Raw genomic sequence first — 22,622 nt, forward strand, 5'->3', positions numbered from 1 at the left:
TCCTGTGGGGATGTGACTGTCAGTGCAGGATTCGGGAGAGGAAGGTCTGGGTTCGCTCGTGCTGAGGACGCTCGAGCACAGCCTCGGGTGTTCCGCTTTCGACGACGACGCCGTCTGCCATGAAGACCACCTGATCGCTCACCTCCCGGGCGAAGCCGAGCTCGTGGGTGACGACCATCATCGTCATCCCCTCCGCCGCGAGATCTCGCATCACAGCGAGGACTTCGCCGACCAGCTCAGGGTCGAGCGCCGAGGTGGGCTCGTCGAACAGCATCAGCTTGGGCTTCATGGCCAGTGCGCGGGCGATCGCGATGCGCTGCTGCTGCCCGCCCGAGAGCTCCTGCGGATACGACGCCGCCTTGTCGTCGAGTCCGACCCGCGCGAGAAGCACCTTCGCCTCACTCACGACCTCAGCGCGAGGACGCCCCAGCACCTGGGTCGGCCCCTCGATCACGTTCTCGAGGACCGTGCGGTGCGGGAAGAGGTTGAACCTCTGGAACACCATGCCGGTATGGCGGCGGGTCTTGGCGATCGCCGACTCCTTCGCCTCCAGCAGGCGTCCTCGATGACGCGTCGCACCGACGAGCTCCCCGTCGACGAGGATGATCCCTGCATCGACGGTCTCGAGGCGGTTCACGCAGCGCAGCAGAGTCGTCTTGCCCGACCCGCTCGGCCCGATCAGACAGGTCACAGAACCGGTGGGAATCTGAAGCGAGACGTCCTTGAGCACGGTGTTGTGGCCGAACGCCTTGCGTACGCCGCGGATCTCGACCATGTTGCGCGTCATGCGACCGGCTCCTTCGACTTCTTGACCCGCACAGCCCGACGCGGCGTGAAGCCACGCCCGTAGCGCTCTTCGAGACGGGACTGCACGATGCTGAGCACGGTGGTGAGCACCAGATACCAGATGCACGCGACGAGCAGCAGGGGGATGACCTCGTAGTTGAGCGAGTAGATCGACTGCACGGCGTACAGCAGATCGGAGATCGCGAGCACGCTGACCAGCGATGTGCCCTTCAGCATCGAGATCACCTGATTGCCCGTCGGCGGGATGACCACGCGCATCGCCTGAGGGAGCACGACCCGACGCAGCAGCTTCGATCGCGTCATGCCGAGGGCTTTGCCGGCATCCAGCTGTCCTTCGTCGACCGACGAGATACCGCTGCGGATGATCTCGGCCATGTACGCCGCCTCGTTCAGCGATAGCCCGAGCAGTGCAGCGCCCAGCGGTGTGATCAGCACGTTCGCCGAGCCGAGGACGATGCTCGGGCCGCCGAACGGAAGCCCGAACGCGATCACGGGATAGAGCGCCGCGATGTTGTACCAGAAGATGAGCTGCACCAGCAGCGGAGTGCCTCGGAAGAACCAGACATAGGTGCCGCTCACCCCCGCGAACACAGGATTTCCGGAGACGCGCATGATGGCGAGCACGACTCCGAGGACGATGCCGGCCGTCATCGAGACGACGGTGAGCACGAGCGTGAGCAGCATGCCCTGCAGCACCTGGGGGTCGAAGAGGTACGCCCCGACCACGGGCCAGCCGAACCGCGGATTGGTGGCGACGTCGATCAGGAAGAAGACGACGAAGAGGCAGAGCAGCACCCCTCCGATGAGGATGCCGAAGTGGCGCCGCTTGTGCACCTCCAGCGAGGTGAGCGTGCGTTGGAGTCCGGTGACGCCCGCCGGCTCTCCCATCGGGGAGTCGCCCTCATCGATCACGGTCATCGTCGTCAGCCCTGCGCCGCGTTCACGCGTGCCTCGGTGATCGCCATCGATTCGAGTCCGTAGTCGGCGAGCAGCTGCTCGTATTCGGGTGAGACGATGATCGCGTCGAGTGCCGCCGCGATCGCCTCGAGCGTTCCCGAGTCGTGAGGGATGCCTACAGCGACCGGCGCGAAGTCGTTCTCATCCCCGACTTCGAGCTTCGGGTCCTGAGCGACCGCGTATCCGAGGATCGGCGAATCGGCGTATACGACGTCCGCGCGATCGCTGAGCAACGCGGAGATCGCCTGGCGCGTGTCCTGGAACTGCAGGATCTCGAGCGGCTTCTCACCCGCGTCCTCGCACGCCTGGTCGAATCCGGGCACGTTGACGGTGAGCTGGTACGACCCCTTCAGCACCGCCACGCGCTTGCCGCAGAGCCCATCGAAGCCGAGCTCCTGCGGGTTGCCCTCCGGAACCGCCAACGCGCTCCCCATCTGCACGTAGTCGACGAAATCGAGCTGCTCCATGCGCTCCTCGGTCGGCGTCATCGATGAGACCGTCAGGTCGTATCGTCCGGCGCTCATGCCAGGGATGATCGTGTCGAAGGTGGTCACCTCGATCTTCAGATCGAGCCCGAGCGCGCCCGCCAGCAGGCGCGCGACGTCGGGGTTGATCCCCGTCATGTCCTGCGTGCCTTCGCGGTAGAACTGCGTGGGCGGTTCGTTCGTGGGGATCGCGACCCGCAGCGTCCCACCCTTCTGAAGCTCGTCCGGGAGGAGTGCGACCGCATCGGCCACGGGTTTCATCGTGACCTCGTCGGCTGCGGAGTCGGGAGCGTCCTGCGCGGCGCAGCCCCCGAGGGCGGCGGTCACGCCGAGTGCTGCGATGATCGCCATCGATCCGCGGCGCGAAAGGTGAGTGCTGTTCATGTGAGCGTCCTGCCTGGGCGACCACGCCCGGAGTCCATCTGCGAAAAGGGAAATTGATGGTCGGAATTCGTACGAGGTCGTCGTCGACCTCGTACTCTCAGTCTTGCGGGAACCCGACGTGACCGATATGTAGGTTCCTCCGCCACTTGACATCGATGAATGGAGAAGACTCCATGTCCGAGACTTCGGAACGAGCTCCCACGGGCGAGCCGACACTGCACGATGCCGTGCTCATCGGCGACGGCATGCTCGCGCCGGTCGGAGCCCCGTCGGCGACGACGGCCGTGTTCACGGGCGTCGTGTTCTTCGATCCGACCTCCGACGCGGCGGAGTACCGCGACTGCATCGTGCTCGCCGCGGGAACGTCCTCCGCGGCCGACGAACTCGTGGGGCTGACGGCGCGCCTCGCCGCGGCCGGCGCGGCTGCAGTGGTCGTGCGCCGAGACGAAGGCACGCAGAGCGAGGAGGGCGAAGGCCTGGAGCGCGCCGCAGTCCCCGTCCTCCACCTCGTCGGCGGTGACTGGGCACAGCTCGCCAACGTGCTTCGATCCCTGCTCAGCTCTCACTCCATAGGACGCGTGACCGGAGTTCGCCTGGGTGATCTCTTCGGTCTCGCGAACGCCTTGGCCACCCTCGCGGAGGGAGCGGTGAGCATCGTCGATTCCACCGGCCAGGTGGTCGGGTACTCGACGCACAGCGAGCAGCCCATCGACGACATCCGCCGCCGGACGACCCTGCTCCTTCAAGAGGAGATCCCGATCTCCTCCGACACCGAGTACCAGTCCCTGCTCCGCGCCGCGGATGCCAGGCACTTCCCCTCCGAGACCGACCAGTTCGGCAGGGTCGGAATCACGGTGCGTGCGTCGGGTGAGCTGCTGGGGTCGATGTGGGTGATCCAGATCGACCCTGCGCAGGCGACGCGCACCCAGACGCTCCTCGAAGAGATGGAGCCGATCGCCGCCCAGCACCTCCTGCGCGCGCGCGAAGATGCCGCCGACCGCGATCAGCGCAACTCCAGCCTGCTGCGCACTCTGCTGGAAGACGAACGACATGCCCGCAATGCGGCGTCGCATCTGCTGATCCGGCCCGAAGTGGGCTGCACGATCGTCTGTTTCCGGGTCGACACGTTCGACGAGGTCGAGGCGATGCGTGGACTGCACAGACTCCTGCACCTGGCGATCAGCGTCTCGAGCGCGGCGTTCCCGGGTTCTCACAGCGCCGTCATCGGGACGCAGGTCGTCACGCTGATTCCCGGAACGATCGCCGCCAGGGTGCAGACATTCGCCCACTCCGTGGTGCGCACGGACGCCGCACTGCTCGCGGGTATCGGAACGCGCGCCAACGACATCAGAGGCATCGCGCGGTCGCACCGCGAGGCCGGGGCGACCGCAGGCGTGCTGTTGAGCTCGCCCCTCGCCGACGATCGTCACCGGATGACCCGTGTCGCGACCTTCGACGAGATGCGCGATCGCCTCGCCATCCTGCAGGTCACCGAGCTCATCGAGGGGCTCGACGCCACGGTCGGCGACTCTGCCAGCATCCTCGCCGAACACGACGCCGCACAGGGCACCGACCTGTCGCGCACCATGCGCGTCTACCTCGACCAGCTCGGCAGCGTGCGTGAGACGGCGAACGCGCTGCATGTTCACCAGAACACCGTCAGGTATCGCCTCGATGTCGTGCGCAACGAGCTGGGAATCGAGCTCGACTCTCCGGATACCCGACTCTGGCTCTGGCTTCGGCTGTCGGCGGCCTCGCGCGGCACGGTCTGAGCGCTCACTCGATCGCCGCGGGCAGGAGGACGGTGACACCGGCGCGCTTGGTCGTGGGGTCGAAGTATCGGGCCGCGACGAAGGGCTCATCAGCTCCGGAACGGATGACGATCCCGTCGTCGTCGTCTGCCTGAAGCCGAACCGTCCGTGACCGCCCCTGTTCGTCGAGCAGCTCGACCCACGCATTCGGCTCGGCGTTCAGATGCAGACAGCTGACAGCCCCGAGCGGCGCCTCGGGGCAGGCATCCTGACCCGCCGGCGCGATCGTCGGCGTCGCGAAGGTCAGCGGCCCGATGTCCTCCGCCCACTCCGTGAGCCCGGTCCGGGCGTCGTGCTGCCTCACACTGAGGGTCATGCCCTGGTGTGCCTGCTCACCCGACACGTCGAGCACGAACACGCCCTGTTCATCGACGACGGTGGCGTCGAGCAACACACCGTTCTCATCGGTGACTCTGACGACCGCACCGGGAGTGCCGATCCCTCTCAGCAGATCGGGGACGAGCGAGCCCTGCTTCATCGAGTGCGTGACGCCGAGCTCCGTGGCCCCGTCCGGAGGTGCAGTCTCCGCTGATCCGTCGATGGTCGGACTCGCTCCCGGGTCCACCGCCGGCGGGGACGGGGGGCGCCCGTCGCCAGGAACCTGCTGATGATCGCCCTCGGAACCCTCCTCAGCCTGTTCCTGCTCCTGCTCCTGCTCCTGCTCCTGCTCCTGCTCCTGCTCCTGCTCCTGCGGGTGTTGCCGCTCCGGCTCGTCCTCCCGCTCCGAAGACGACTGCGGCGGCTCGACCGGGTGCGGCTCCGGTGACGGTGCGGGCAGCGGTTGAGGCTCGGGGGTCGGGTCCGAATCAGGCGACAGCGTGGGAAGATCCTCGAGGACCGGACCGGCCTCGCCGGCGATCGACGACTCGGAGAAAGACAGGGTGCGTTCGGAGTCAGCAGGGTCCGCGGTGGACAGGCTCAACGCGCTGCCCGCGAAGATGACGGCGCCGACCATGACGACGGCGGTGGCTGCGAGCGCCGCCAAGCCTCCGGCCGGAAGCGCCGCCCCCGCTCCGTGCGCCGCGACAGGCGCTCCGGCTGCGGCCCCGAGCGACGCCGCCGATCGGTCTGGCGTGATGGTTGCCCCGGCCGCACCCGACCCCGCCGAGATCTGAGCCTCAGCCGTCGCATCGCCGGTGTAGATCGCCGCTGCCGCGCCGCCGAGCAGCGCCGCCGGCAGGATCGAACGCAGCCGCTGCGAAACGGTGTCGATCTCTGCGGCGACGATCCGGCATCCGCCGCACACGCTCATGTGCTCGCTGAAGCGGTCCGCGTCGCCGGTGGTCGCGAAGCGACCCCGCCGGTCCACGACACGCTCGCAGAACCAGCGGCAGTCCTCCGATCTGCTGGGGTCGTGAATGTGCGCCTCGAGCCATGCCCGACGGAAGCTGTCGCGCGCACGCGCGGCCAGGGCCGAGACCGCGTTCGAGGTCATCCCCATCAGGGGTCCGAGCTCTCTCGGCTTCATCCCCTCGACCTCGAGATACCAGAGCAGAGTGCGATGCCGCGCCGAGAGCGTGCCGAACACCGCGGCGATGCTGGACCGCTCGGCGATGCGCTCGAACACGTCGCCGCCCTCGTGTGACAGGTCGCGCTCCGAGACCATGTCGATAGAGAGTTCGCTCCCGTTCCTCGACCATCGTGCGGCAGTGTTGCGCAGCGTGGCGAGGAGATAGGGCCGGAAGGCGTCGCTCGGACCACCGCCGGCCTTCGTCACCCGGAGTATCGATGCGAAGGCCTCGCTCACGAGATCGTCGGGATCCGAAGACGGCGAGATCGCTCTCGCTGCGCGACGAGCGGGTTCGACATGCCTGCGCCAGAGAAGAGCGAAGTCGCCGATGTCGCCGCCGCGCACCGCCGCGATGATCTGTGCGTCGGACGGTTCACATGGCACGTCGTCCTCGCCGTCGAAGTGCGTGCCGAGGATCATGATGCTCCCGTCGCTGTCAGGCTCGGCGTCGCGAGCGACGCGCCGGAGACGGATGAGGGACGAGGCAGTGGGGATGCCTCGTCCCTCCGACTCTCGAAAGGGTCGATTCCGCGGGGAGAGGGTTCGGCCGGGGAGCGGTCGAACTCTGCTGTGCGGGCGTCGGCCGGGAACCCGACGCGAGGCCGATGGCCATACCTACAAGACCGGAATGACCCGAAAATGTGACGGTGCCTGCCTGAATTCATCGACGAGAGGCACATCAGCCGGCGCTCGCCGCCGGGCCCACCGGCGCGAGAGAAAGGAAGCGCATCTTGTTCTCGCCGTAGAAGCAGGTCTGCACCATGAACTCGCCCGTCATGCCGGCGAGCGCCTCGACGTCCGACCACTTCGGGGTGTGCCTCTCCTCGACGACCTCGTAGACGATGTCCGAGCCCTCCACCATGACGCGCTGACCGAGTTCCCATCCGAGGATCACGTCACCGCCGCAGTTGTTGTGCGCGGCGAAGAGCGGAAGCACGTCGTCGATCCGGTAGCTGACCATCTCGGTGAAGGTGCCGTCGCAGTGGTCGAGCTCGACCATCCCGCCCTCGGCCCCGAGTCTGATCACGGGGAGCTCGTCGGGTGAGAACACCTGATGGAGCGTCTCCTCCACGGAGACCTTGACATCGCCGGTCACCTTGTCGACCAGGTCGGGAGCGAGCACGGATACGCAGAGGAACGACGCACCCAGCCCCACGAGCAGGATGCTCGCGAACAGCAGACCGACCCGCCGCCGCGGCCGGCGGACCGGGTCGGGCTCACCGGGATCTGATGGGTTCGAGGCGATGCGGTCCGCTGTGACGTCGACGGTCATGAGTCGGATTCGGAGGGAAGATGCGTCGCACGGCGACTGCTGCGCTTCGTGCGCGTGCGCCGAGGCATCACGACGATGAAGGTGAGTGCAGGAACCCCGACGACGAGCAGTGCCCACCACGGGAATCCTGCCGGATTGGTGGTGTCGGCGATCGTGGTGACGGAGGAGTCCTCGGTGGGGGCGTCGATGCGTTCGGCGCGCACCAGCAGACGATGCGTGTTGACGCCCGTGGGCGTGCACGTGACGAGGGTCAGATAGTCCTTGCCGGCGACCTGGCGCAGGTCCTCCGCGTCGTCGGGAAGAACGGTCTTGGTCTGGTCGACCTCGTAGTAGAGGTCCTCTCCCAGTGCGCTGACGATGATGACGTCGCCCTCGACGAGCTCGTCGATGTCGTCGAAGAGGGTCGCCTGCACGAAGCCGTTGTGACCGGTGAGCACCGAGTGCGTCCCCGGTCCTCCCACGGGGAGTGATGAGCCGTAGAGGTGCCCGATGCCCCGAGACAGAGTCTCTTCGTCTGTGCCGTGGAAGACCGGCAGATCGACGTGGATGCTCGGAATCCGAACCCGGGCCATGGTGTCGGTCCCCTCGGCGCTCAGGGTGTCGAAGTACGCGGACGCGCCCTCGCCGATCGCCGTCTGCTGGCCGTCTGCACCGAGTGCATACGGGTCGCGGAGCGGGCCGGTCGGCAGGTTCTCGTTGTACTCCTCGGCGGCGGCGAGCATCTCGTCGACCGCCTCGTCCGGAATCTGCTCGACGGACTGGACGTATCCGTCGACGTCGGTGTCGTGACTCCAGGCGGAGAACCAGGAGGCCGCGGTCGGGTAGACGAGCACCACGATCCCGATGGTCGCGATGAGCATGACGATCGACTGGCTCCATCCCCACCGCGCCTTGTGCGCGGTGGCACGCGTGGAGGGTCGCGCCGGAGAATCCGGTGTTGACGCGTCGATGAGGGTCATGCTGCGCTCTCTGTTCGGAGGAGGTACTGAAGGGTGCTGAAGAGGGTGGAAACGAATGGGCCGCGCGGGGGAAGGAGTCTCTTCACCTCCCCCGCGCGGCCGGTCTTCGTGTTACGCCTGCGCTGCGGCCTTGCGGCGGCTGCGGATGGCGAGCAGGACCGCTCCGCCGAGCAGCATGACGCCGCCGGCGAGGAACAGGGTCGTGCCGGTGCCACCGGTCAGAGGCAGGGTGAAGCCGGCGTTCGAGGGAACGTTGACGACCTCGAGGTCGACGCCCACAGCCGAGGTGGCGGCGGTGACGGTGAACTCGATCGGAGCTGCGAGCAGCTCGAATCCGTCGGGTGCGACGATCTCAGCGAGCCAGTACGACTGGTAGCCGTCTTCGCCCACGGCGACCGTGGCGTTGTCAGCCCAGTCGGAGTAGCGCAGACCCGAGATGGTCACGGTGCCGTCAGCGGCGACTGCGAACTCCGTCGAACCGGCGAGAGCGATGGCGTTGGTGCCGTCGATCGCGTCCTGCTGCGTCGGGTACACCGAGAACACGGCGCCGGTGAGCGGTGCGCCGGCCTTGTCGGTCTTCTCGACAGTGATGTCGCCCCACTTGGTGATGACCTCAGGGGTGACCGTGGGTCCGCCGGGCTCGCCCGGTGCGACGGTGAATGAACCGGCGTTCGGGTAGAGGACTGCCGTGTTGGCGATCTCGCCGACCGTGTTGACCTCGGCGGTGACGATGACCTGCACCTGCGTCGCGGGGTGAGCCGCGAGCACTGCGAGACCGGAGGCGGTGAACTCGACCGTGACGGCGTTGGTCGCGGTGTCGTGGACGACCGTGTAGTCGCCCGCGGCGAGCGGGGTTCCGTCGACGAGCGACACAGCGGCGCTCACGTAGTCGAGCTTGGCGTCGAGCGTGTCGACGATCTTGTATCCGTCGATGACGGCCACGTTCGGGATGTCACCCGTGATGGTGAAGTCGATCTCGTCGCCGAGCTTGATGTCGGCCGAGTCCTCGACGGTCTTGGTCGCCTCGGTGAGCGCGTTCTTCGGGTAGACGTGCACGTCGTACAGCCAGGTGCTGTCATCGGCCGGGTCGGTCAGCGGGACCGTCACGAGGAACGGGGCCACACCGGTCGAGCCCGCGAGCGGAGCGGTCTCGACCACGAAGTAGAGGCCGAGGTCGAGGTTCGCCAGAGCGATCTCACCGTTGGCATCGGTCAGGGTCTGACCGCCGATCGCGCTGGCCGTGTATCCGGCAGCCGTGATGTCGGCGACGCTGTCGGGGTTCAGGTCGGCGAGGTCGTTCGCGTCGACCCACCCCTGGTTGCTGGTCAGGTCGATCGTGTCGACCTTGTAGACCGTGAAGCCCACGCCCGGCAGCGGTGCCAGTGCGACGTTCTGCTCGGTGCCGTCGTTGGGCAGGCCGGTCGGCGTCTCGGGTGCCTCGAACTTGTGGATCGTCAGCGAGCCGACGGCGTCCGGGTCGACGAGGTTGGGCGTCGCAGCGCTTGCGGGCGCTGCGAGGGTCAGCGCGGCGACGCCTGCGACGAGCAGACCTGCCGCGACGCGGGAACCGCGTCCGTTGTTGGGAGTGTTCACTGTGTCTCTCTCTAGGTGGCCAGGTCGCCCTGGTGGGTTACAGGTGGTGGTTTTGTGAAGTGCAGATCAGATCTGCGGGTCGTTGGTCTCGGTGCGTGCGTTGCGTCGGCGGACCCAGAGGGCCAGCCCGCCCGCGCCGAGCACGGTCAGGGATCCGGCGAGGATGTAGGGCAGAGCGCCCGTCCCGCCGGTGGTCGGAAGGGTCAGCGCCGGAACATCGCGCACCGTGATGATCTGCCCGGAGGCGGTCACCGCCTCGTCGCCGCCAGCAGTGACGCTCACGGTGCGGTCGGGGTTGATGATGAACTTCACCGGAGCCGCGAGCAGGCTGAACCCGTCGGGTGCCGTCAGCTCGCTCAACCAGTAGGTGCCGGCCGGGATGCTGTCGATCTGGAACAGTCCGGTCTCGACACCGTTGATCGTGAAGGGCAGGGCCGTACCGGGCTCACCGTTGGCGTCGGCGAGCACGGCGAACGAGGAGCCGTCCATGCGCACCCAGGTGTTCGCGCCCGATTCGCCGACCTTCTCGATCTTCAACGGGATGCGGAACGGCTCGACGGGCGTCTCGGTGCTGTCGTTGTTCGAACGCACCGGGCCGCCCTTGGGGTCGGTTCCCGTGGAGTAGGCCGTGTTGATGACCTTCTTCGCGTCGACATCGGCCTGGCCGATGACGTACGGCGCATTCGCTGCGCACGTCGAGACCTGGGTCGGTGCGATCGTCGTGGGCGTGCAGGTGACGGTGATGTTGCGCTGCGTCAGGCGGTCATCGACCACGGTGATGTTCGCGACCGTGATGTTTCCGGTGTTGGTGACCGTGAACGCGTACATGATGTGGTCGCCGAGCCCGGTCACGCCATCCTGGTCGACGTCGACGACCGAAGCCGTCTTGTCGAGCACGAGTGCGGGCTTCCAGGTGGCCGGGATGATCTCGTCGTCGGTGTCGGTGACGTTCGGCCCCGCGGTCGGGGTTCCGGTGGCGCGTGCGACGTTCGTCAGCGGAGCGTTGTCGAGGTCGCTCTGCTGCACTACATACGTGGCCGTGCAGGTCATCTTCGCTCCGCTGGCGAGCGTGGAGCCCTGCGTCGGTGTGCACGACAGAGCCGTCATGTCGCCCACGCCGGAGAACGCGTCCTCGGTGATGCGCACGTTCGTGAGGTTCGTGTTGAGCGTGGTGTTCGTCGGCGCCTTGGGAGTCGTGTTCGTCGCCACGAAGGAGTAGGTGATGACGTCGCCGACCTTGGAATACACCTTGTCGGGGTCGGTGTCGCTGGTCACGGCGACGCCGTTCACGGCGGTGATGCTCTTCACGATGTCGATCGACGGCTGGATGACCTCGAGCGAGGCGTTGGCCGGCGGGTTCAGGTTCGTCGTGATGTTGGCGGGGCCGTTGATGTACGTGCCGTTGACCGTAGAGGTGACATCGACCGTGATCGTGCACGATGCCTGGCCGAGGGCGAGGTCACCACCGGTGACCGACACCGAGGTTCCGCCTGCCGGCGCCGTGACCACGTAAGCGGCACCGGTGCGCTGCGTGCAGGTGCCACCGACGTTCGGGGCCGCCGCGATCTTGAGGTTCGTCGGCAGCGCGTCGGTGATGGTCCAGTCGCTCTTGGCCATCAGGTCGGTCGTGTTCGTGACGGTCAGCGTCATCTTCGAGGTCGAGCCGTTGGTGATCACGGTCGGGCTGAACGCCTTGTCGAGCTGCGGGGTCACATCGACGATCTGCGGCAGGTCGAAGGCGACGTCGTTGCCCGCGCCGGTGGCCGTCGCGTTGTAGAGCATCAGACCGAGGTTCGCCGTGGTTCCGACGGGCACCTGGTAGGCAGCCGACTGCAGCTTCGCGATCTGCGTCTCCCACACCGTGTTGTTCGTGCACGGGTTCAGTCCGGTGCTCAGGGTGATCGGGGTGCCGTTCACGAGGAGGCTGAAGGTCTCCTTGGGCTGGTTCGCTCCGCCGGCTGCGGGGCAGTTGACCGCCGCGAAGTATGCGGAGACCGCGTAGTAGTGACCGCCGATGGCCGGGATGGTGTTGACCGTGCGGAACTGCGTGCCCGCGGCGATCGCTCCGTTCGTCGCATTCGTGTACGACGTCAGCACCTGGTTGGTCGCGGCCTGCGTCGTCGTCTGGCCCTGCGCCACTCCGAGCGCACGAGCCATCTGCTGCAGAGTCGTCCACGTCGTGCTGACGTTGTTGAGGCAGCCCAGGTCGGTGATCGGTGCTGTCGGAGTCGCACCGCTCATGATCCAGCCGTTGCACTGGTTACCGGCCGGGGTGTACTGCGTCGAGGCCGTGTATGTCGAGTTCGCCGCTGCCGCACCACCGGTGTAGGTGGTGATCGAGCGCGCGGCGAGTGCTGCGCTCTGGTTCGAGAAGTCCTCGGTGTAGACGGGGGTGCCGGCCTGAGGCGTTCCCGGCGTGCCGGGCACCGTCGCCGCGGCCGTGATTCCGCTGTTGGGGGCGAGCGTCGCTCCGGTGACGAGCACGCCGGCGATGGCGAGCACGCCGAGCAGCCGCGTGATCGCCCGTCGGCGAGGCGCGACTGCGGAGCGTGGTGACCGCTCCGTCGTGCGGTGGTGCGAGCGAATGCTCATGAATGTCCCTATCCCGGCATGCCCTCGGCCCGCCGAATACGGCGGAGAGCGAGAGGCGGATGCCTGTCCCCAAAAGTCGTGTGTGTCCCCAGTGCGATACAGGAAGCAGAAGCTGCCCGTCACATACCCAGACCCCGACGCGCACTTTTTATGACGGGCGCGAGAAAAACTTTCGGATAGGTCTCCGCAGGCCTGCTCTAAGCTCGCACCATGTTCAGCGCCCAGACCCTCGCGACCTTCGTCGTTGCCGCGTTCGTCATGGTCGTCATCCCCGGGCCTACGGTGCTGTTCACGATCGGCAGAGCTATGGCCCTGGGGCGGCTCGGCGGATTCCTCAGCATCCTGGGCACGGCGCTGGGGTCGATCGTGCTCGTCGTGGCCGTCGCGCTGGGCGTGGGCACGGTGGTGGCCCAGTCGATCGTGCTCTTCACCATCGTGAAGGTGCTCGGTGCCGGCTACCTGGTGTTCCTCGGCATCCAGGCGATCAGGCACCGCAAGGATGCCGCGGCCACGATGATCGGGGCGGTGGCGAGGCGGTCAGGCGCGCGGCTGCTCGGTGAGGGTTTCGTGGTCGGCGTCACCAACCCCAAGTCGATCGCCTTCTTCCTGGCGATCCTTCCTCAGTTCGTCGACCTGCACGCGGGCTCGGTGCCGATGCAGCTCTTCGTGCTCGGCGCGATCGTCGTCGCGATCGGTGTCGCGTGCGATGCGATCTGGGTGCTGCTCGCCAGCGGTGCGCGAGAGTGGTTCGGTCGATCCCCTCGTCGCATCGAGGCCATGAGCGCCACCGGAGGCGGGCTCATGATCGGGCTCGGCGCGTTCCTTCTGCTGTGGAGCGAGAAGCCCGCGAACGGCTGAGCCCGGACGTCACATCCGGGCAAAGCGCGCGCGAACCATCGAGAAGACGCCGTAGATCGCGAGTCCGACCCCGACGAGCCACAGGATCGCACGCCCCTGGGGCAGGTCGATCAGACTCCGCAGGGCACCGTCGAGGCCCGCCGCCTTCTCGGGATCCTGGGTCCACGCGGCGACGACGAAGAGCAACCCGGTCGTCGTGATCGCGATTCCCTTGGCGATATAGCCCGCGACGCCGAGGGCGATGATCCCGGGCCGCGAGGGCCCGTCCGGAACATCCATCGTCTTCTCGAAGCCTCGGGTGAATCCGATGACGATGAAACCGACTCCCACACCCGCCACGGTGAGTCCGAGGAGGATGAGCAGCACGATTCCGCCTGGCGCGCCGAGGATCACCGCGCTGAGAGTGCGCAGCGTCGTCTCGGACTCGACATGCCCTCCGAAGGCGAAGATCAGCGCCAGCCCGGCGATCACGAGGTACGCGCCCGCGATGCCGATCAGCTTCACCCTCATCCCCCACTTGCGGGGCTCCTTGCCGCCGGCGAGGAGACCGCTGGCGACCTGCCACACGGCCAGCGCGATCAGCGCCACCGCCACCACCCCGAGGACCAGTCCGCCGACGGGCGTGGAGCGGATCTGCTCCATCGCCCCGTCCTGATCGGCATCCCCGCCACCGCCCGTGGCGATCGAGACGGCGATCGCCCCGATGATGATGTGCACGAGGCCGACCACGACGAAGCCCGCCCGCGCCGCGCGCCGGAATGCATCGGATCGCTGCGCCGTGCGCGCGGCACCCTTCGCTGAGGTCATCCGAGCAGGATATCGCCCGGTACGAAGAACGGCAGAGGGGTTGCGCGAGCGCGCTCGGTGCCGCTCAGCCGGTGCGCTCGACAGGTTGACGCAGGATCGTTCGGAGCTTCGCCGGTTCGACGCGCCTGACATCGCTGAGGTAGATCTCGTGATGCAGTCCCGTCATCGCCAGACCGTTCTCGGGGATGAACCGGTGGTGCAGTTCGTCGAGCACCGGGGCCTCATCGTCGTATGAGCCGACATGAAGGGTCTGCACGCACAGGCCTTCATCGAGAGTCTCGAGCCGCACAGAGCGCAGTGCGGGCGAAGGCTGCTTCTTCTTCGCGAGCTTCGCCTCGACCGAGTCGGTCGCCTGATCGAACATCTCGTGGGTGATGTGCTCCGGCACCATGATCATGAGCGTCCACTGCCACGCCGACTTGTCGCGGCGCGATGTGAACGATTCCATGTCGGGCGCGTGCCACTGCCCCTCGAGCGGCATCACGACCGTGTCGATCCCGAGCTGCGCCCTGCTCGCGAACTTGAGCGTGTAGGCGAGGGGGAAGAGTGCGGACACCGCATCCTGATACGCCTGGGCACTGTTGGGATCACCCGCGCCGTCGACCATCAGGTATTGCATCGGGGGAACATCGAGGATGCGGAACTCACCGCGCTTCGCCCTGTAGGCGTCGAGGGTCTTCTTGGGGTCGAGCGCCATCGCAGATCCTCTCGCGGCGGCATCGGCATCCGACCGTCGCCACAGTGTCGCACGCGCAGCGGACATCCGGTGGGCGGTGCATCATCCGCACCACCCACCCGATCGTGCTCAGGCGGGCTCGACCGCGAGCCAGAGCTCGCACGACGCATGCGAGCCGGTGAACTCGAGGTACCGGACGATAGACGGGCCAGGACGCAGCCGCCAGGGATTCGACGGGAACCACTCGGTCGCCGTGGCCGCCCAGAGGGTCTGCAGGGTCTCGGGGAACGGCCCGGACGCGGCGAAGACCGCCCACGCGCCCGCCTCGACCCTGATGACATCGAGGTCGCCGGGAACGGCAGTCGTCGGCTGCACGGAGACGCCGTGCAGATACGTGAGCTCGGTCCCTTCCGCGGCATCCGGAGCGATATCGCCGGTCACGGCCAGGATGCCCGCAGGCTGCGCATCGCTCAGCGCCTTGAGCCTCGCGTGCTCCTGCGGCGCGATCGACGCGATGTGCGCCTGGATGTGAGGGTTCGCGCCCTCATGGATGAGCGGCACTCGCGCGGCATGGCCGACGAGCACGAGCTCGGGGGTGGTGGTGATGGTGACGTCCATCTGGATGCTCCCTTCGACGCTCAGGCGGAACCGGAGCGTGGGTTGTGTGCGGAGAGGACCCCCGTCTCGGCGCGCATCGACCGGGCCGATCCCGTGCACGGCACGGAAGGCGCGACCGAAAGCCTCGATCGACCCGTATCCGTGTCGCACCGCGACATCGAGCACGTTCGGGGCTCCCGCGGCGAGTTCCGCCGCGGCGAGCGTCATCCGGCGACGGCGGACGTACTCGGACAGCGGCATTCCGGCCAGAGCCGAGAACATCCGCCGCAGGTGGTACTCGGTCGTCCCGTGAACCCGAGCGAATCCGGCGACATCGACCTCGTCTGCGGTGCCCGCCTCGACGAGATCGACCAGTGCGTTGAGCGTTCCGATCATGGGGTCCTCCTTTCCTCACCATCGTGCGGTCCGAGGGCGACCCGTGACCCGACTTTCCGCGTCGGATCCGATCAGCGGCCTCGACCGGTCAGCTGCGCTCCCCCGGATCAGCGAGCAGGTCTGCGAAGGCCAGTTCGGCCGCGCCGATCAGCAGCCGGTCGGCGCCGAGAGCGGCAGGACGGATCTCCAGTGCCTCTGCGCTCTCCGACATCGCGAGCGCCTTCACATCGTCGGCGATCTGATCCGCCCGCAGGTCGGCGAGCGTGGCCAGGAATCCGCCCAGCACCACGAGAGCAGGATTCAGCACGTTCACGGCGTTGGCCAGCGCCCCCGCGAGCACACGCGCCTGACGTGTGATCTCGTCGGCCACCACGCCCGATTCGGACTCCGACAGCTCGACCTCGAGCATCTCGTCGTCAGCCGCATCGAGGCCCACCGCGTCGAGCAGCAGTCGGCGACTCACCTCTGCTTCGAGCACGCCGTCGGCGGTGCGTCGATCGGCGTCCGCGGAGATCCGCGGCCTGTTCTGACCGAACTCCCCCGCGTATCCGCCCGCACCCGCGACCGGCTTGCCGTTCACGATCAGCCCGCCGCCGATGCCGGACGCGCCGCCGTTCAGATAGACGACGTCGTCGATCCCCCGGCCTGCGCCATAGCGGTGCTCCGCGATCGCCCCGAGCGTCGCGTCATTGTCGACGAAGGCCGCAGACGACGTCGCCGTGCCGACGAGGTCGGCGAGCGGCACGTCGGTCCAGCCCAGATGGGGTGCGTTGCGCACGACTCCGTCGGAGGTGCGCACGAGACCGGGCACGGCGATTCCGACAGCCGCGATCCGCACGTCCGCGAGCGGCCCCACGCGCCACGCGGCGATGCGCTCGGCGATGGTCGCCACGACGACTGCGGGTGTCGGCACGGTCTCGTTCGGCAGGCGCTCGCGCACGAGGATGCTGCGGTCGAGGCCGACCGCGGCGATCTCGATCGCGTCGACCTCCGGGTTCACCGCGATGGCGACGACGCGAGCCGAGGCCGTCACGACCGGCGAGGGTCGACCCACGCGACCGGCGACGTCGGGGACCCGCTCGTCGACCAGACCCCGCCTGACGAGCTCGGCGACGAGGTCGGCGATCGTCGAGCGGTTGAGCCCCGTCTGCTCGGTGAGAGCCGCTCTCGACTGGGCGCCGTTCTCGTGCACGAGCCGCAGGATGAGGGAGAGATTGTGTGGGCGGGTGCCCAGCGCGGGGCTCGACTGCGACGGCATCCCTTCACTGTAGGGGGTGGACGGAGCTCCTGTCATGAGATATGTTGTCAACCACAACTTATTCGCTGACCTGCACAGGAGCAGACATGCCCACTCCCACCCGTGACGACAAGTTCTCCTTCGGCCTGTGGACCGTCGGCTACAACGGCGCCGACCCGTTCGGCGGCCCCACCCGCCCCTCGCTCGACGTGGTGCATGCCGTCGAGAAGCTCGCCGAACTCGGCGCATACGGCCTGACCTTCCACGACGACGACCTGTTCGCCTTCGGCTCGACCGACGCCGAGCGCCAGACGCAGATCGATCGGCTCAAGGGTGCTCTCGACGACACCGGTCTCGTGGTGCCGATGGTGACCACCAACCTCTTCAGCGCGCCGATCTTCAAGGACGGCGGCTTCACCTCGAACGACCGCGACGTGCGCCGCTACGCCCTGCGCAAGGTGTTCCGTCAGCTCGATCTCGGCGCAGAGCTCGGCGCGAAGACCTTCGTCATGTGGGGTGGCCGCGAGGGCGCCGAGTACGACTCCGCCAAGGACATCCGCCAGGCGCTCGAGCGCTACCGCGAGGCCGTGAACCTGCTCGGCGACTACGTCACCGACAAGGGCTACGACATCCGCTTCGCGATCGAGCCGAAGCCCAACGAGCCCCGCGGCGACATCCTGCTGCCGACCCTCGGCCACGCGATCGCCTTCATCGACTCGCTCGCACGCCCCGAACTCGTCGGCGTGAACCCCGAGGTCGGGCACGAGCAGATGGCGGGACTCAACTTCACCGCGGGTATCGCTCAGGCCCTGTTCCACGGCAAGCTCTTCCACATCGACCTCAACGGCCAGCGCGGCATCAAGTACGACCAGGACCTCGTGTTCGGTCACGGCGACCTGCACAACGCCTTCTCGCTCGTCGACCTGCTCGAGAACGGCGGCCCCGGTGGAGTGCCCGCCTACGAAGGCCCCCGCCACTTCGACTACAAGCCGAGCCGCACCGAAGACGAGAAGGGCGTGTGGGAGTCGGCCGCCGCCAACATGCGCACGTACCTGCTGCTCAAGGAGCGGGCGGCCGCATTCCGCGCCGACCCCGAGGTGCAGGAGGCGCTCGCCGCAGCCCGCGTCGACGAACTCTCGACGCCGACCCTCAACCCCGGAGAGAGCTACGACGACTTCCTCGCCGACCGCTCGGCATACGAGGACTTCGACGCGGACTCCTACTTCGGCGGCAAGGGCTTCGGCTTCGTCCGCCTGCAGCAGCTCGCGACCGAGCACCTGCTCGGCGCTCGCTGATCGTCATGCCGCTGGTTCTCGGGGTCGACTCGTCGACCCAGTCGTGCAAAGCCGCCGTCATCGACACTGCGACCGGAGCGGTCATTCGCTCCGGTCGCGCGTCGCACCCGGACGGGACGTCGGTCGACCCCGAAGCCTGGTGGCATGCCCTGAACTCGGCGATCGCGGAGGCCGGTTCTCTCGATGACGTCGAGGCCTGGTCGATCGGCGGGCAGCAGCACGGCCTCGTCGCGCTCGACGAATCCGGCCGGGTGATCCGCGACGCGCTGCTGTGGAACGACACGCGGTCGGCCGGCGCGGCTCAGGACCTGATCGCCGAGTTCGGCGCATCCGCTCTGGCCTCCCGCACCGGACTCGTCCCGGTGGCCTCGTTCACGATCACGAAGCTGCGCTGGCTGCGCGATCACGAGCCCGAGAACGCGGCGCGGGTGGCCGCTGTCGCTCTGCCGCACGATTGGCTGACGTGGCGCCTGCGCGGCTTCGGGCCCGAGAATCCGGTGCTCGACGAGCTGGTGACCGATCGGTCGGATGCATCGGGCACGGGCTACTGGAACCCGTCGACGGGCGAGTACGACCGTGAGCTGCTGGTCGCCGCTCTGGGGCACGATGCGATCCTGCCCAGGGTGCTCGAGCACGATGAATGGACGACGGATGCCGGTGGGCGACGCGTCGGCGCCGGAGCCGGAGACAACGCCGGTGCCGCGCTCGGACTCGGCGCCGTGCCCGGTGATGTGGTCGTGTCGATCGGCACATCCGGCACGGTGTGCGCGATAAGCGCCACCCCGCTGAGCGACGCGAGCGGAACCGTGGCCGGGTTCGCCGATGCCTCGGGCAACTTCCTGCCGCTGGTGGCCACTCTCAACGCGGCCCGGGTCGTCGACGTCACTGCCGCGCTGCTCGGCGTCACGCACGACGAGTTCAGCGACCTCGCCCTGCACGCGTCACCGGGTGCGGACGGCCTCACGCTGCTCCCCTACTTCGAAGGCGAACGCACACCCAACCTGCCGGATGCGACGGCGTCGCTCTCGGGGATGACGCTCGCCTCCACGACCAGGGAGAACCTGGCCCGTGCAGCCGTCGAAGGGATGCTCCGCGGACTCGGCGCCGGACTCGACGCGCTGCGCGACCTCGGCATCCCTCTCGAGCGAGCACTGCTGATCGGCGGCGGCGCGCAGTCCGAGGCCGTGCGCCGCATCGCGCCCGAGGTCCTGGGCCTCCCCATCGAGGTGCCGGAGCCCGGCGAGTACGTCGCGCTCGGCGCCGCCCGCCAGGCGGCACAGCTCGTCGGCTGAGCCTGCAGAAGTGCACCCCGTCGGGAGGAGATCTCCTTGTCGGGAGGACGAATTCGCCGCATCCGTCCTCCCGAAGCGCAGTTCTCCTCCCGAGCGGATGCCGTTCGCGTCGCGTGCGCCGCTCCGAGCAGACGAGCGAGGCGGATGCCGTCAGCCGGCGAGCACCCGAGCGTCGCGCTGGGCGACGATGCTCAGCTCGGCGGCCGTGAACGCATGCTGCTGGGTCATGGCATGTTCCGTGCGGTCGAGGCAGTCGCGGATCAGCTGACCGAAGAACGGGAATCCCGTCCTGCCCGTCGCATCGAACCGGAACTGCCCGTCCTGGTTGACGAGCAGCACCTGTCCCCCGCCGTTGTCGGTCGTGATGTCGGTGTACTTGCGCAGCTCGATGTAGCCGTCGGTGCCGAGCAGCACGGTGCGCCCGTCGCCGAAGACATCGAGCCCTGCCGGCGTGAACCAGTCCACACGCACGTAGCCGGTCGTTCCGTTGTCGAGCACCACGTGGGCGTCGCCGAAGTCCTGCAGCCCGGGGGTCTCGGGATGCGCGTAGTTGGCGACCGTCGAACTGACCACCTCGCCGTCCGTCGCGCCCGTGTAATAGAGCATCTGCTCGAAGTTGTGGCTGCCGATGTCGCAGATGATGCCGCCGTACTGCTCGGAGTCGTAGAACCAGTCGGGACGCCCGGTGCCGATGCGATGAGGCCCGAACGACGCGACCTGCAGCACCGTTCCGATCGCGCCCTGATCGATCAGCTGGCCGGCGAGGATCGCCGCCTCGGAGTGCACCCGCTCGCCGTAGTAGACGGCGAACTTCTGCCCGGTGCGATCGACGGCGTCACGTGCCGCGGCGAGATCGTCCATCGTCGTGATCGCAGGCTTGTCTGCGAAGAAGTCCTTGCCCGCGTCGAGCACCCGCACCCCGAGCGAGGCTCGCCTGTTGGCGATCGACGCGCTGGCGACGAGTCGCACCCGCGGGTCGTCGAGCACCTCCTGCTCGTCTGCGGCCGCCCGCGCCTGCGGGAACCGCTCGACGAAGTCCGCGACCTTCGCAGGGTCGGAGTCGAAGACGAGCGACAGGGTGGCGCCCGCGTCGATGAGCTGCTCGACCATGCCGAAGATGTGGCCGTGATCGAGCCCCACCGCGGCGAACACGAACTCGCCGTGGCCGACCACCGGCTCCGGCAGCGGATCGAAGGTGTAGGTGCGGGTCATCGTGGGGTCTCCTCATCGTTCACGTCATAGGTGCGCAGTCGTCCGCACATGCCGAATCCGCGATCTCCCACCGAGGGTACGGCCTGGTGCACGCGGGCGTCGGCGAGGTGGTCGACGGATCCGGATGCCACGGCGTCGGCGAGCGCGAGCGACTGCCGCGCCTGTGCGAGCGGACGCTCTCGCACCAGGTCGCCCCACGCCGCGGCACGGCCGCGCACGAGCGCACCGGCGGCCGAGTGGAAGGCGTCGAGAGGGGCGCGGTCACCGCGAGCCACGGCGGCCCGCAGCGTCTCGAACCCGGCGACCGCGAGGTCGCGACGTGCAGAAGCCCTCTCCGCCCGCCCGTCTGCGTCATCGTCTCCGAGAGAGGCAGCGGCAGCGTACGCGCTCGGGTTCGCCACGACCTCCGCGGGGAAGGTCATCACCGCGTCCCCCGCCTCCGGCAGACCCGAGTTGCTCATCAGCACGACGACCCGAAGATCGCCGCGGTTCACAGCGCGATGGATCGTGCCCGGAGTGAACCAGACGACGGAGCCCGGAGCGAGCGGCGTCTCGCGGAATCCGTCGGCATCGATGGTCTGCAGCGCACCCTCCCCCGAGATCACGACGTAGGCCTCTGTCGAGACGAGGTGCATGTGGGGGCTCCCTCCGCAGATCCCGTCGGGCGCGGCGTCAGCATACACGTCGAGGTGCGACAGCGATGTGCCCCCGGGGAACGAGGATGCGGTCACGAGGCAGCCTCCACCAGCGACGAGGTCTTCTCGAAGAAGTGGGGAGCATGCGCGACCAGCTGCCCGGCTCGGTAGTACGGATCGGATGCCGCGATCGGCAGCGATACGAACTGGCGCTCGACCCCCGCCTTGTAGATCGCGGTGACCACCTCGACCGCATCGCGACCGTCCTGACCCGCGGCGATCGGGGGGCGTCCGTCGCGGATCGCGCCGATCAGATCGCCGATCTGCCCCTCGTGACCGAGGTGCGCGAGCGGCGTGCGACCGGCGACGAGAGCCTCGATGCGTGCCACCACGTCGGGGGCCCCGCCCTCTTCGGGGAATCCGTCGCGCCGCGACTGCTCTGCGACGACGGAGAACGGCTGAGACACCCGGGCATTCGCGCCCTGGATCACGATCGCCTGCTCCTCACCGTGGTGGACCACCGAGCTGGTCAGCTGGGCGAGCCCACGGTCGTAGCGGAAGATCGCGACCGAGAGATCCTCGACCTCGGCGTTGTCATGCTGCGCGTTGGCGAGCATGGCGGTGATCTCGGTCGGACTGCCCAGCAGCCACAGCAGCAGGTCGATGTGGTGGATGGCGTGATTCAGCGTGCACCCGCCGCCCTCCCGCTCCCACGTGCCGCGCCACCAGAGGTCGTAGTAGGGCAGTCCTCGCCACCACGCCGAATCGACGCGGACGTGCGAGATCGAGCCGAGCAGACCCGAGTCGACGACGTCTTTCAGCGCGGCGAGATCGTCGCGGAAGCGGTTCTGCGCGACGACCGACAGCACCTTGCCCGATCGCTCCTGCGCCGCGAGCATCGCATCGCATTCTTCGAGAGAGGGGGCCATCGGCTTCTCGACGAGCACGTGGATCCCCGCATCGAGGGCGGCGATCGCCAGCGAGGCGTGCGTCGAAGGAGGGGTCGCGATGCTCACGACGTCGAGGCCCCCGCGGGCGATCATCTCGAGCGGGTCGTCGAAGGTCGTCGCATCCGTCAGTCCGAAGCTCTCCGCCTTCTGTGCCGCCCTGCCGGGGACCACGTCGGCGAGCGCTGCGATCTCGCAGTCTCCCGCGAACGCGAGGTATCCGCTGATGTGCGCATCCGCGATCCCGCCGGTGCCGATGATTCCGATCCTGAGCATTCGCTGCCTCCCCGATGAGGTGT

Annotated in this window: 19 protein-coding genes; 4 read left to right on the forward strand and 15 right to left on the reverse strand. The window is 68.0% G+C overall.

The genetic code is table 11. The features are described 5' to 3' along the window. Positions 1-19 precede the first annotated feature (19 nt). From ACIP5T_RS08280 to ACIP5T_RS08290, 3 genes are read right to left on the reverse strand one after another with little or no spacing between them, the layout of a single operon-like run. Positions 20-787 (reverse strand): amino acid ABC transporter ATP-binding protein, encoded by a 768-nt coding sequence (locus ACIP5T_RS08280; RefSeq protein WP_400862207.1) that lies wholly within the window; start codon positions 785-787, stop codon positions 20-22. After that, positions 784-1,725: an amino acid ABC transporter permease gene (locus ACIP5T_RS08285; protein ID WP_400862208.1), complete on the reverse strand. Its 942-nt coding sequence runs from the start codon at positions 1,723-1,725 to the stop codon at positions 784-786. Before ACIP5T_RS08285 ends, ACIP5T_RS08280 begins: the two co-directional genes overlap by 4 nt. A gap of 5 nt (positions 1,726-1,730) precedes the next feature. Continuing rightward, positions 1,731-2,633, reverse strand: coding sequence for a transporter substrate-binding domain-containing protein (locus ACIP5T_RS08290; RefSeq protein ID WP_400862209.1), 903 nt, complete (start codon positions 2,631-2,633; stop codon positions 1,731-1,733). Between the two features lie 173 nt (positions 2,634-2,806). On the opposite strand from ACIP5T_RS08290, the gene ACIP5T_RS08295 reads away from it, so the two are divergent. Then, positions 2,807-4,405 carry a PucR family transcriptional regulator gene (locus tag ACIP5T_RS08295; protein WP_400862211.1) on the forward strand — a complete coding sequence of 533 codons (1,599 nt, stop codon included), beginning with the start codon at positions 2,807-2,809 and terminating at the stop codon, positions 4,403-4,405. A 4-nt stretch (positions 4,406-4,409) separates the two neighbouring features. On the opposite strand, the gene ACIP5T_RS08300 is transcribed toward ACIP5T_RS08295, so the two are convergent. The 5 genes from ACIP5T_RS08300 to ACIP5T_RS08320 all read right to left on the reverse strand — a co-directional run bounded on the left by ACIP5T_RS08300 (position 4,410) and on the right by ACIP5T_RS08320 (position 12,371). Beyond that, positions 4,410-6,374, reverse strand: a complete 1,965-nt coding sequence (locus tag ACIP5T_RS08300; protein ID WP_400862212.1) for a sigma-70 family RNA polymerase sigma factor — start codon at positions 6,372-6,374, stop codon at positions 4,410-4,412. Between the two features lie 259 nt (positions 6,375-6,633). Beyond that, complete coding sequence (locus ACIP5T_RS08305; protein WP_400862214.1) at positions 6,634-7,227, reverse strand: hypothetical protein; 594 nt, start codon at positions 7,225-7,227, stop codon at positions 6,634-6,636. After that, on the reverse strand, positions 7,224-8,186 hold the full coding sequence (locus ACIP5T_RS08310) for a class C sortase (RefSeq protein ID WP_400862217.1): 963 nt from the start codon (positions 8,184-8,186) through the stop codon (positions 7,224-7,226). Before ACIP5T_RS08310 ends, ACIP5T_RS08305 begins: the two co-directional genes overlap by 4 nt. Positions 8,187-8,297: 111 nt before the next feature. Further along, positions 8,298-9,779 carry a SpaH/EbpB family LPXTG-anchored major pilin gene (locus ACIP5T_RS08315; RefSeq protein WP_400862218.1) on the reverse strand — a complete coding sequence of 494 codons (1,482 nt, stop codon included), beginning with the start codon at positions 9,777-9,779 and terminating at the stop codon, positions 8,298-8,300. 66 nt (positions 9,780-9,845) lie between these two features. Further along, entirely contained in the window at positions 9,846-12,371 is a 2,526-nt protein-coding gene (locus ACIP5T_RS08320) for a SpaA isopeptide-forming pilin-related protein (RefSeq protein WP_400862220.1), read from the reverse strand. Between the two features lie 210 nt (positions 12,372-12,581). Here ACIP5T_RS08320 and ACIP5T_RS08325 point away from each other — a divergent pair, with 210 nt between their 5' ends. Further along, entirely contained in the window at positions 12,582-13,229 is a 648-nt protein-coding gene (locus tag ACIP5T_RS08325; protein ID WP_400862222.1) for a LysE family translocator, read from the forward strand. Between the two features lie 9 nt (positions 13,230-13,238). Here ACIP5T_RS08325 and ACIP5T_RS08330 read toward each other — a convergent pair whose 3' ends face one another. The 4 genes from ACIP5T_RS08330 to ACIP5T_RS08345 form a co-directional block, all read right to left on the reverse strand. Further along, a complete protein-coding gene (locus ACIP5T_RS08330) occupies positions 13,239-14,036 on the reverse strand; it encodes a DUF1206 domain-containing protein (RefSeq protein WP_400862224.1) in 798 nt (265 codons plus the stop codon). A gap of 64 nt (positions 14,037-14,100) precedes the next feature. Continuing rightward, positions 14,101-14,733 (reverse strand): GyrI-like domain-containing protein, encoded by a 633-nt coding sequence (locus tag ACIP5T_RS08335; RefSeq protein WP_400862226.1) that lies wholly within the window; start codon positions 14,731-14,733, stop codon positions 14,101-14,103. Between the two features lie 108 nt (positions 14,734-14,841). Further along, the gene (locus ACIP5T_RS08340; RefSeq protein ID WP_400862228.1) at positions 14,842-15,705 is read right to left on the reverse strand and encodes a GyrI-like domain-containing protein; all 864 of its coding nucleotides are present in this window, start codon (positions 15,703-15,705) and stop codon (positions 14,842-14,844) included. Positions 15,706-15,793: 88 nt separating this feature from the next. Next, a complete protein-coding gene (locus ACIP5T_RS08345) occupies positions 15,794-16,963 on the reverse strand; it encodes an ROK family protein (protein ID WP_400862230.1) in 1,170 nt (389 codons plus the stop codon). A gap of 86 nt (positions 16,964-17,049) precedes the next feature. Between ACIP5T_RS08345 and xylA the strand changes: the two genes are divergently transcribed. Together xylA and xylB are read left to right on the forward strand one after the other, a co-directional pair. Next, entirely contained in the window at positions 17,050-18,237 is a 1,188-nt protein-coding gene (gene xylA / locus ACIP5T_RS08350) for a xylose isomerase (protein WP_400862231.1), read from the forward strand. A 5-nt stretch (positions 18,238-18,242) separates the two neighbouring features. After that, complete coding sequence (gene xylB / locus ACIP5T_RS08355; RefSeq protein WP_400862233.1) at positions 18,243-19,529, forward strand: xylulokinase; 1,287 nt, start codon at positions 18,243-18,245, stop codon at positions 19,527-19,529. A gap of 150 nt (positions 19,530-19,679) precedes the next feature. On the opposite strand, the gene ACIP5T_RS08360 is transcribed toward xylB, so the two are convergent. Genes ACIP5T_RS08360 through ACIP5T_RS08370 form a run of 3 tightly spaced genes read right to left on the reverse strand, consistent with a single transcriptional unit; the run spans position 19,680 to position 22,599 of the window. Continuing rightward, positions 19,680-20,741 carry a Gfo/Idh/MocA family protein gene (locus ACIP5T_RS08360; protein ID WP_400862235.1) on the reverse strand — a complete coding sequence of 354 codons (1,062 nt, stop codon included), beginning with the start codon at positions 20,739-20,741 and terminating at the stop codon, positions 19,680-19,682. After that, positions 20,738-21,472, reverse strand: a complete 735-nt coding sequence (locus ACIP5T_RS08365; RefSeq protein ID WP_400862237.1) for a cupin domain-containing protein — start codon at positions 21,470-21,472, stop codon at positions 20,738-20,740. The genes ACIP5T_RS08360 and ACIP5T_RS08365 overlap by 4 nt, the downstream gene beginning before the upstream one ends. Then, positions 21,469-22,599, reverse strand: coding sequence for a Gfo/Idh/MocA family protein (locus ACIP5T_RS08370; RefSeq protein WP_400862238.1), 1,131 nt, complete (start codon positions 22,597-22,599; stop codon positions 21,469-21,471). Before ACIP5T_RS08370 ends, ACIP5T_RS08365 begins: the two co-directional genes overlap by 4 nt. Positions 22,600-22,622 lie beyond the last annotated feature (23 nt).

Origin of the sequence: Microbacterium sp. NPDC088619, assembly GCF_044752825.1 — a bacterium.
Classification (GTDB): domain Bacteria; phylum Actinomycetota; class Actinomycetes; order Actinomycetales; family Microbacteriaceae; genus Microbacterium.

What these genes read in the sequence shown, in the direction of transcription:
- ACIP5T_RS08280 (WP_400862207.1), bottom strand. Translation starts at nt 787, where the DNA reads ATGACGCGCAACATGGTCGAGATCCGCGGCGTACGCAAGGCGTTCGGC.
- ACIP5T_RS08285 (WP_400862208.1), bottom strand. Translation starts at nt 1,725, where the DNA reads ATGACCGTGATCGATGAGGGCGACTCCCCGATGGGAGAGCCGGCGGGC.
- ACIP5T_RS08290 (WP_400862209.1), bottom strand. Translation starts at nt 2,633, where the DNA reads ATGAACAGCACTCACCTTTCGCGCCGCGGATCGATGGCGATCATCGCA.
- ACIP5T_RS08295 (WP_400862211.1), top strand. Translation starts at nt 2,807, where the DNA reads ATGTCCGAGACTTCGGAACGAGCTCCCACGGGCGAGCCGACACTGCAC.
- ACIP5T_RS08300 (WP_400862212.1), bottom strand. Translation starts at nt 6,374, where the DNA reads ATGATCCTCGGCACGCACTTCGACGGCGAGGACGACGTGCCATGTGAA.
- ACIP5T_RS08305 (WP_400862214.1), bottom strand. Translation starts at nt 7,227, where the DNA reads ATGACCGTCGACGTCACAGCGGACCGCATCGCCTCGAACCCATCAGAT.
- ACIP5T_RS08310 (WP_400862217.1), bottom strand. Translation starts at nt 8,186, where the DNA reads ATGACCCTCATCGACGCGTCAACACCGGATTCTCCGGCGCGACCCTCC.
- ACIP5T_RS08320 (WP_400862220.1), bottom strand. Translation starts at nt 12,371, where the DNA reads ATGAGCATTCGCTCGCACCACCGCACGACGGAGCGGTCACCACGCTCC.
- ACIP5T_RS08325 (WP_400862222.1), top strand. Translation starts at nt 12,582, where the DNA reads ATGTTCAGCGCCCAGACCCTCGCGACCTTCGTCGTTGCCGCGTTCGTC.
- ACIP5T_RS08330 (WP_400862224.1), bottom strand. Translation starts at nt 14,036, where the DNA reads ATGACCTCAGCGAAGGGTGCCGCGCGCACGGCGCAGCGATCCGATGCA.
- ACIP5T_RS08335 (WP_400862226.1), bottom strand. Translation starts at nt 14,733, where the DNA reads ATGGCGCTCGACCCCAAGAAGACCCTCGACGCCTACAGGGCGAAGCGC.
- ACIP5T_RS08340 (WP_400862228.1), bottom strand. Translation starts at nt 15,705, where the DNA reads ATGATCGGAACGCTCAACGCACTGGTCGATCTCGTCGAGGCGGGCACC.
- ACIP5T_RS08345 (WP_400862230.1), bottom strand. Translation starts at nt 16,963, where the DNA reads ATGCCGTCGCAGTCGAGCCCCGCGCTGGGCACCCGCCCACACAATCTC.
- xylA (WP_400862231.1), top strand. Translation starts at nt 17,050, where the DNA reads ATGCCCACTCCCACCCGTGACGACAAGTTCTCCTTCGGCCTGTGGACC.
- xylB (WP_400862233.1), top strand. Translation starts at nt 18,243, where the DNA reads ATGCCGCTGGTTCTCGGGGTCGACTCGTCGACCCAGTCGTGCAAAGCC.
- ACIP5T_RS08360 (WP_400862235.1), bottom strand. Translation starts at nt 20,741, where the DNA reads ATGACCCGCACCTACACCTTCGATCCGCTGCCGGAGCCGGTGGTCGGC.
- ACIP5T_RS08370 (WP_400862238.1), bottom strand. Translation starts at nt 22,599, where the DNA reads ATGCTCAGGATCGGAATCATCGGCACCGGCGGGATCGCGGATGCGCAC.